This window comes from Pontibacter sp. GD13 (assembly GCF_058216355.1).
Window position 1 is genome coordinate 266,544 of the sequence record NZ_JBYZMQ010000003.1, and the last position, 6,000, is coordinate 272,543.

At 51.1% G+C, this 6,000-nt stretch carries 3 protein-coding genes; 1 reads left to right on the forward strand and 2 read right to left on the reverse strand.

Annotated elements, in window-relative coordinates; translation table 11 throughout:
- Window positions 1-38 precede the first annotated feature (38 nt).
- Complete coding sequence (locus tag AC4BAN_RS07570) at window positions 39-638, reverse strand: DUF4136 domain-containing protein (protein WP_490563786.1); 600 nt, start codon at window positions 636-638, stop codon at window positions 39-41.
- Between the two features lie 174 nt (window positions 639-812).
- Window positions 813-3,731, reverse strand: a complete 2,919-nt coding sequence (gene gcvP / locus AC4BAN_RS07575) for an aminomethyl-transferring glycine dehydrogenase (protein WP_490563787.1) — start codon at window positions 3,729-3,731, stop codon at window positions 813-815.
- A gap of 266 nt (window positions 3,732-3,997) precedes the next feature.
- Here gcvP and AC4BAN_RS07580 point away from each other — a divergent pair, with 266 nt between their 5' ends.
- On the forward strand, window positions 3,998-5,245 hold the full coding sequence (locus AC4BAN_RS07580; RefSeq protein ID WP_490563788.1) for an NAD(P)-dependent oxidoreductase: 1,248 nt from the start codon (window positions 3,998-4,000) through the stop codon (window positions 5,243-5,245).
- The last annotated feature ends 755 nt before the right edge of the window (window positions 5,246-6,000 follow it).

The following is a 6,000-nucleotide window of genomic DNA, read 5'->3' on the forward strand; positions in this document are numbered from 1 at the left end:
TGCAGGATGCCTGGTGTGGCTAAAAGTATAAAGTTTGCTTAGTTTGCAGTCGGCGGGTATTTCTTGAGTATATCCATCACAATCGTGTTAATTTGTTCCTGGCTGATGCCGCTTTTCATGTCCACGACTGCTTCGCCTACCCCGCGCCACACTAATTCATTGGAGTCCGGGTCCACCAGGTCAACCACTACCGTGCCTTCCTTGTATTGGTTGATGGTGCGGTAAGCACCCGGGAAGCGATTAAAGCCATAGTTATAGCGGTAACCATACCAGTAACTGTAGCCGTAGCCAAACCCTGGGGGATAGGTGTAATTGGTGTTTACATTCGTTTCTGTATCTACACTTACATCGTAAGCCACTTTCAGGTCTGGGTTGGAGGCCTCGTAACTAAGCCCCTGGTTGGTTAAAGACTGCCGAATGGCGCTTTTTAAGTATTGGTCCAGCAGTGTGCTGTAATTCTGCGTTGTTTCCTGCGAAGCGGTTGGTTGCTCCTGGTAAAAGCCGAACGTCCTGTACTCGCTGAAGTCAGTTGATTTGTCGTAGTCAGTGGATACATCTACTGAGGAGGCGCAGCTTGCCATAAACAGGAAGCACAGACCCAGCAGTAACAGCTGGATTCCTTTGGTTGTTGTTTTCATAGTTTCTTGGTTAGGGGTTAAGTTTATTAATGATCATGTGTTCATGTATACGTGGCATGTCTGTGGTTTTGTTCGATAGTGCCCTATTGTGAGTTGGTGCTTACGGCAGGATATAAAAACAAGAAGCCTGGCCGCAGGCGGCCAGGCTTCTTGAAAGTATACGTCAGGAGTGTATTAGCCGATGGCCACCATCTCGTTCTCATTCTCATTGTACGCTTCGATCGGGGCGCAGGAGCAAACCAGGTTACGGTCGCCGTAGGCGCTGTCGATGCGGCTAACGGTTGGCCACATTTTATTGTCGCGCAGGAAAGGCATCGGGAAAACCGCTTTCTCACGCGAGTAAGGCCGCTCCCATTTTTCAACCATCACTCCCTTTAAAGTATGTGGCGCGTTTTTCAGCACATTGTTCTTTTGGTCAGCCTTGCCAGCCTCGATCTCACGGATCTCCTCACGAATCGAGATCATCACGTCGCAGAACCTGTCCAGCTCTTCCTGTGCTTCCGATTCGGTTGGCTCCACCATCAGGGTGCCAGCCACCGGGAACGATACCGTTGGCGCGTGAAAACCGTAGTCCATCAGTCGCTTGGCGATATCCTCAACCTCCACGCCTGCTTTCTTGAACTCACGGCAATCCAGGATCATCTCGTGCGCGCAGCGGCCGTTTTTACCCACATACAGTACCGGAAAGTGCTGCTCCAAACGTGCCTTGATGTAGTTAGCGTTCAGGATAGCCACTTTCGTAGCCTCTGTCAACCCGTCGCCGCCCATCATGGCAATGTAAGCATAAGAGATAGGCAGAATAGACGCCGAACCCCAGGGTGCGGCCGAGATTGCGTGAATTGCCTCAGAACGGCCTAAATCTACCACAGTATGGCCAGGCAGAAACGGGGCCAGGTCTTTTACCACACCGATTGGGCCCATGCCAGGACCACCGCCGCCATGCGGAATACAGAAGGTCTTGTGCAAGTTCAGGTGGCAAACGTCGGCGCCAATGTGGGCCGGAGAGGTTAAGCCAACCTGGGCGTTCATGTTGGCGCCATCCATGTAAACACGGCCACCGTTATCGTGAATGATCTGGCAGATGTCGATGATGCTCTCCTCATACACACCGTGCGTGGACGGGTAGGTCACCATCAGGCAAGACAGCTCGTTTTTATACTGCTCAGCTTTCGCGCGCAAGTCGGCCACATCAATGTTACCTTTCTCGTCGCACTTAACTATCACCACTTTCATGCCGGCCATTACCGCAGATGCCGGGTTGGTGCCATGGGCAGAAGACGGAATCAAAGCAATGGTGCGGTGATGATCTCGGCGGGACTCGTGGTAAGCCCGGATCACCATCAGGCCGGCGTACTCGCCCTGCGCACCTGAGTTAGGCTGTAGCGAAACCGCATCGAAACGGGTGATTTCGCACAGCCAGGCCTCCAGGTCTGAGAAGATCTGCTTATAGCCTAAGGTCTGGTTGGCAGGCGCGAAGGGGTGCAACTGCCCGATCTCCGGCCAGGTAACCGGAATCATCTCGGCAGTGGCATTCAGCTTCATGGTGCACGAGCCCAACGAGATCATGGAGTGAACCAAAGAAATATCCTTGTTCTCCAGGTGCTTCATGTAGCGCAGGATCTCGTGCTCGGAGTGGTGCTTGTTAAACACCTCGTGCGTCAGGTACTCGCTCTTCCGGATCAGGCTGTCAGCCCAGGTTACATGCGTATCCTCGGGTAGCTCACTTATAGTTAATACATCCGCAGATTTGCCGGCAACCTTAGCAAATACGGCAAGTATGGCTTTTACATCCTGCAGGTTGGTGTTCTGGTGAAGCGAGATGCCGATGTGATTCTCCCCTAAATAGCGGAAGTTTATGCCCGTTGCCTCCGCTTCTGTGCGGATAGCCTGCTGCAGGTCGGCACTCTCTACAGCTATTTTCAGTGTGTCGAAATACTGCTCGTTCTGCTGCGCAAAGCCTAATGCTTTTAAGCCCTTCTCTAACTGCTGCGCCAGGGCGTGCGTGTTCAGGCCGATATACCGCAGGCGACGTGGGCCATGGTAAACAGCGTACATGCCGGCAATAACAGCCAGTAATACCTGTGCCGTACAAATGTTAGAGGTTGCTTTCTCGCGGCGGATGTGTTGCTCGCGCGTCTGCAGGGCCATGCGGTATGCCTTATTGCCGGCTGCATCCACAGAAATACCGATAATACGGCCCGGGATAACACGCTTGAAGGTATCTTTTGTGGCAAAGTAGGCCGCATGCGGACCACCAAAGCCCATCGGTACGCCAAAACGTTGCGTAGTACCCACCACTACGTCGGCACCCATTTCCCCCGGAGGGGTTAGCAAGGTAAGCGAAAGTATATCAGCAGCCACCGCCACGTACATCTCCTGCGCGTGTGCTTTGGCTATAAAACCCGTATAATCGAAAATAGCCCCGTCAGCTGCCGGGTACTGCACCAGGGCACCGAACAAGGTGCCGTCAGTGAAATCAACTTCGCGGTGATCGCCAATAACCAACTCAATGCCAATCGGAACAGCGCGGGAAAGTAAAATATCAATTGTTTGTGGCAGTGCAAGCTCTGATACAAAGAAGCGGTTGGCATTCTTGCGGGCGCCTTTTCGCTGCGCATAAAACATGCCCATTGCCTCAGCGGCGGCAGTGCCTTCATCCAGCAACGATGCGTTGGCGATCTCCATACCCGTCAGTTCCATCACCATGGTCTGGTAGTTGATAAGCGCCTCCAGGCGTCCCTGCGCGATCTCGGCCTGGTAAGGGGTGTAGGCAGTGTACCAACCCGGGTTCTCCATAATATTACGAAGTATAACCGGAGGCAGAATAGTGTCGTTGTAACCAAGCCCGATGTAGGTCTTGTATACTTTGTTCTGCTTGGCGATTTGCGAGAACTGGTTCAGGAACTCAGTTTCGGTTAGCGCTGCAGGCAGGTTAAGTGGCTTCTTCAGGCGAATGGCGGCCGGTACGGTCTCCTCAATCAGTTGGTCCAGCGAGTCAACCCCGATGGCTTTAAGCATGTCCTGCATCTGTGTTTTGTCAGGGCCATTATGACGCTCCTTAAATACATCAGCAGGTTTGGTTTTAAATAGCATAGTTGAGATCAGTTGATTGGGAATGATGGATTTCAAATAGCAGAGGCAACGATGATGTTCGTTATTCTCCTTATTTCTACAAAAGTAATAGTAAATGTTTATTATATTGAAGCATCTTATCAAATAGTTAGCGCTAAACAGGCTATACCCGGTGGTGAAATACAAAGCGTAGCATACTGCTTGTCCTTTATAACAGGTATTGGTGCGTTTTGCTTATACTTCCTCTAACAAATCTGTTGGTTTAACAATTCAAGTCATCTATCGCTATGAGCAAACTTCGGATCGGAGTCATTAAAGAAGGGAAGGTACCCATAGACAAGCGCGTGCCGCTCACGCCCAAGAAGTGCGAAGAGGCCATGCAGGCGTTTCCCGAAATAGAAATAACGGTTCAGCCCAGTGCAATAAGATGTTTTTCGGATGCAGAGTATAAAGAGCTTAACCTGCCTTTACAGGAGGACCTAAACCATTGCGACATACTGATGGGTGTAAAGGAGGTGCCCATTGAGCTGCTGATACCCGGAAAGACGTATTTCTTCTTCTCCCACACTATTAAGAAACAACCACACAACGCCAGGCTGCTGCATGCCATCCTGTCTAAACGCATTACCTTAATAGACTATGAAACCCTGACAGCACAAAACGGGCAGCGCCTGGTTGCATTCGGGCGTTACGCCGGAATTGTAGGAGCTTATAATGGCGTGCTGACCTATGGGAAAAAGCACGGGCTGTTCGATTTGAAGCCTGCCTACCTGTGCCACGAAATGGAGGACATGCAGGAGGAGTACTTTAAGGTGCAGCTGCCACCAATCAAAATTGCCATTACAGGCGGCGGTCGGGTGGCAGGCGGTGCCATGGAAGTGCTGGACAAAATGGGAATTCGGAAAGTGAGTGTATTCGACTATTTATACAAACAATTTAAGGAGCCCGTGTACGCGCAGCTGCATTCCGGCGATTACAATACGCGGCCAGACGTGGAAGTATGGGACTCCCCAGATTTTTATGCCAATCCACACCTTTATAAGAGTACCTTCCGGAAATTCACTAAAGTAACCGATTTGCTGCTTGCCTGTGCTTATTGGGACCCACGCGCGCCAAAGCTATTTACGGAAGAAGATACCAAGGCAAGAGATTTTAAGATAGATACGATAGCAGACATTACCTGCGATGTAGACGGCTCGATACCTACCACAAAGCATGCTACTACCATAGAAGATCCGGCATACGATTATAACCCTATAACCGGGACGTTGGAGCCACCATACTCCCGGCCAGAGAACATTACGATAATGGCTGTTGATAACCTGCCATGCGAACTTCCGCGGAATGCCTCACGAGATTTTGGCCGCCACCTAATAGATAATGTGTTCCCGCATTTGTTTAACGGTGATAAAGAAGGTGTGCTGGCGAGAGGAACCATAGCGAAAGAAGGTAAGCTGACAGAGCGGTTTAAGTACCTGCAGGACTATGCCGATAGTGCCGCCAATAATAAAGAAAAGCAGCACCAAGAAAATTGAAGGAACCACTGTATATAAAAGGCCCTATTATATAAAGGGTAATTTTGAAAAGGAAGTAGAATAAGTGCCCTTAAAACAAGCAAGAGGATATGAATAATTGCAATTAAGGACAATATTAAAAAAGGGCTCAAAAATTTCCGCCTAATTTTCAGGCACTTACACAAGGCAAGCGTTTTTTCTTATTTCCCCGCTTGCAAGGACCGCCGTTTTGCTTACCTTTGCATCCCGGTTCAGCAGGGACGGGTTAAGCGGGGAGGATAGGGCGGCGAGAGCGGCCCGCGGGCGGCGGCAGGGCCTTTTCAGGCGGGCTTTAGGCCCCGGAAAAAAACCCGCCCTTCGGCTTGCGGTTTCCGAAAAAGCGCTTACCTTTGCATCCCGGTTCCGAGAGGGGGCCGGCGGCCCGCCCGGAAGGGGGAGGCCGGGAAAAAAAAGAGTGGAAAAGGTTGCGGCGAATCCAAAAGGTTTCGCTACCTTTGCAGCCCGCCAGAGGGGGAGGGCAGCTCCCCGGGATCGGCGGAAAAAAAAGAGTGAGAAAAAGATTTGGAGGTTTGGAGATAACTTCCGAGCTTTGCACCCCGCAAGCGAGCGATCGGCTCTGGGGGGTAGAAAAGATCAGCGCCGCTGGGCGCTCAGGCGAAGAAAGTAGTTCTTCGGCAAGTTCTTTGAGAGATTGTTGAGACAGAAATAACACACAAGAGAAAGAGTAAGGGTAACCCGCGCAGGGGCAACTTGCGCCGCCCCTCCTTACGGGGGGG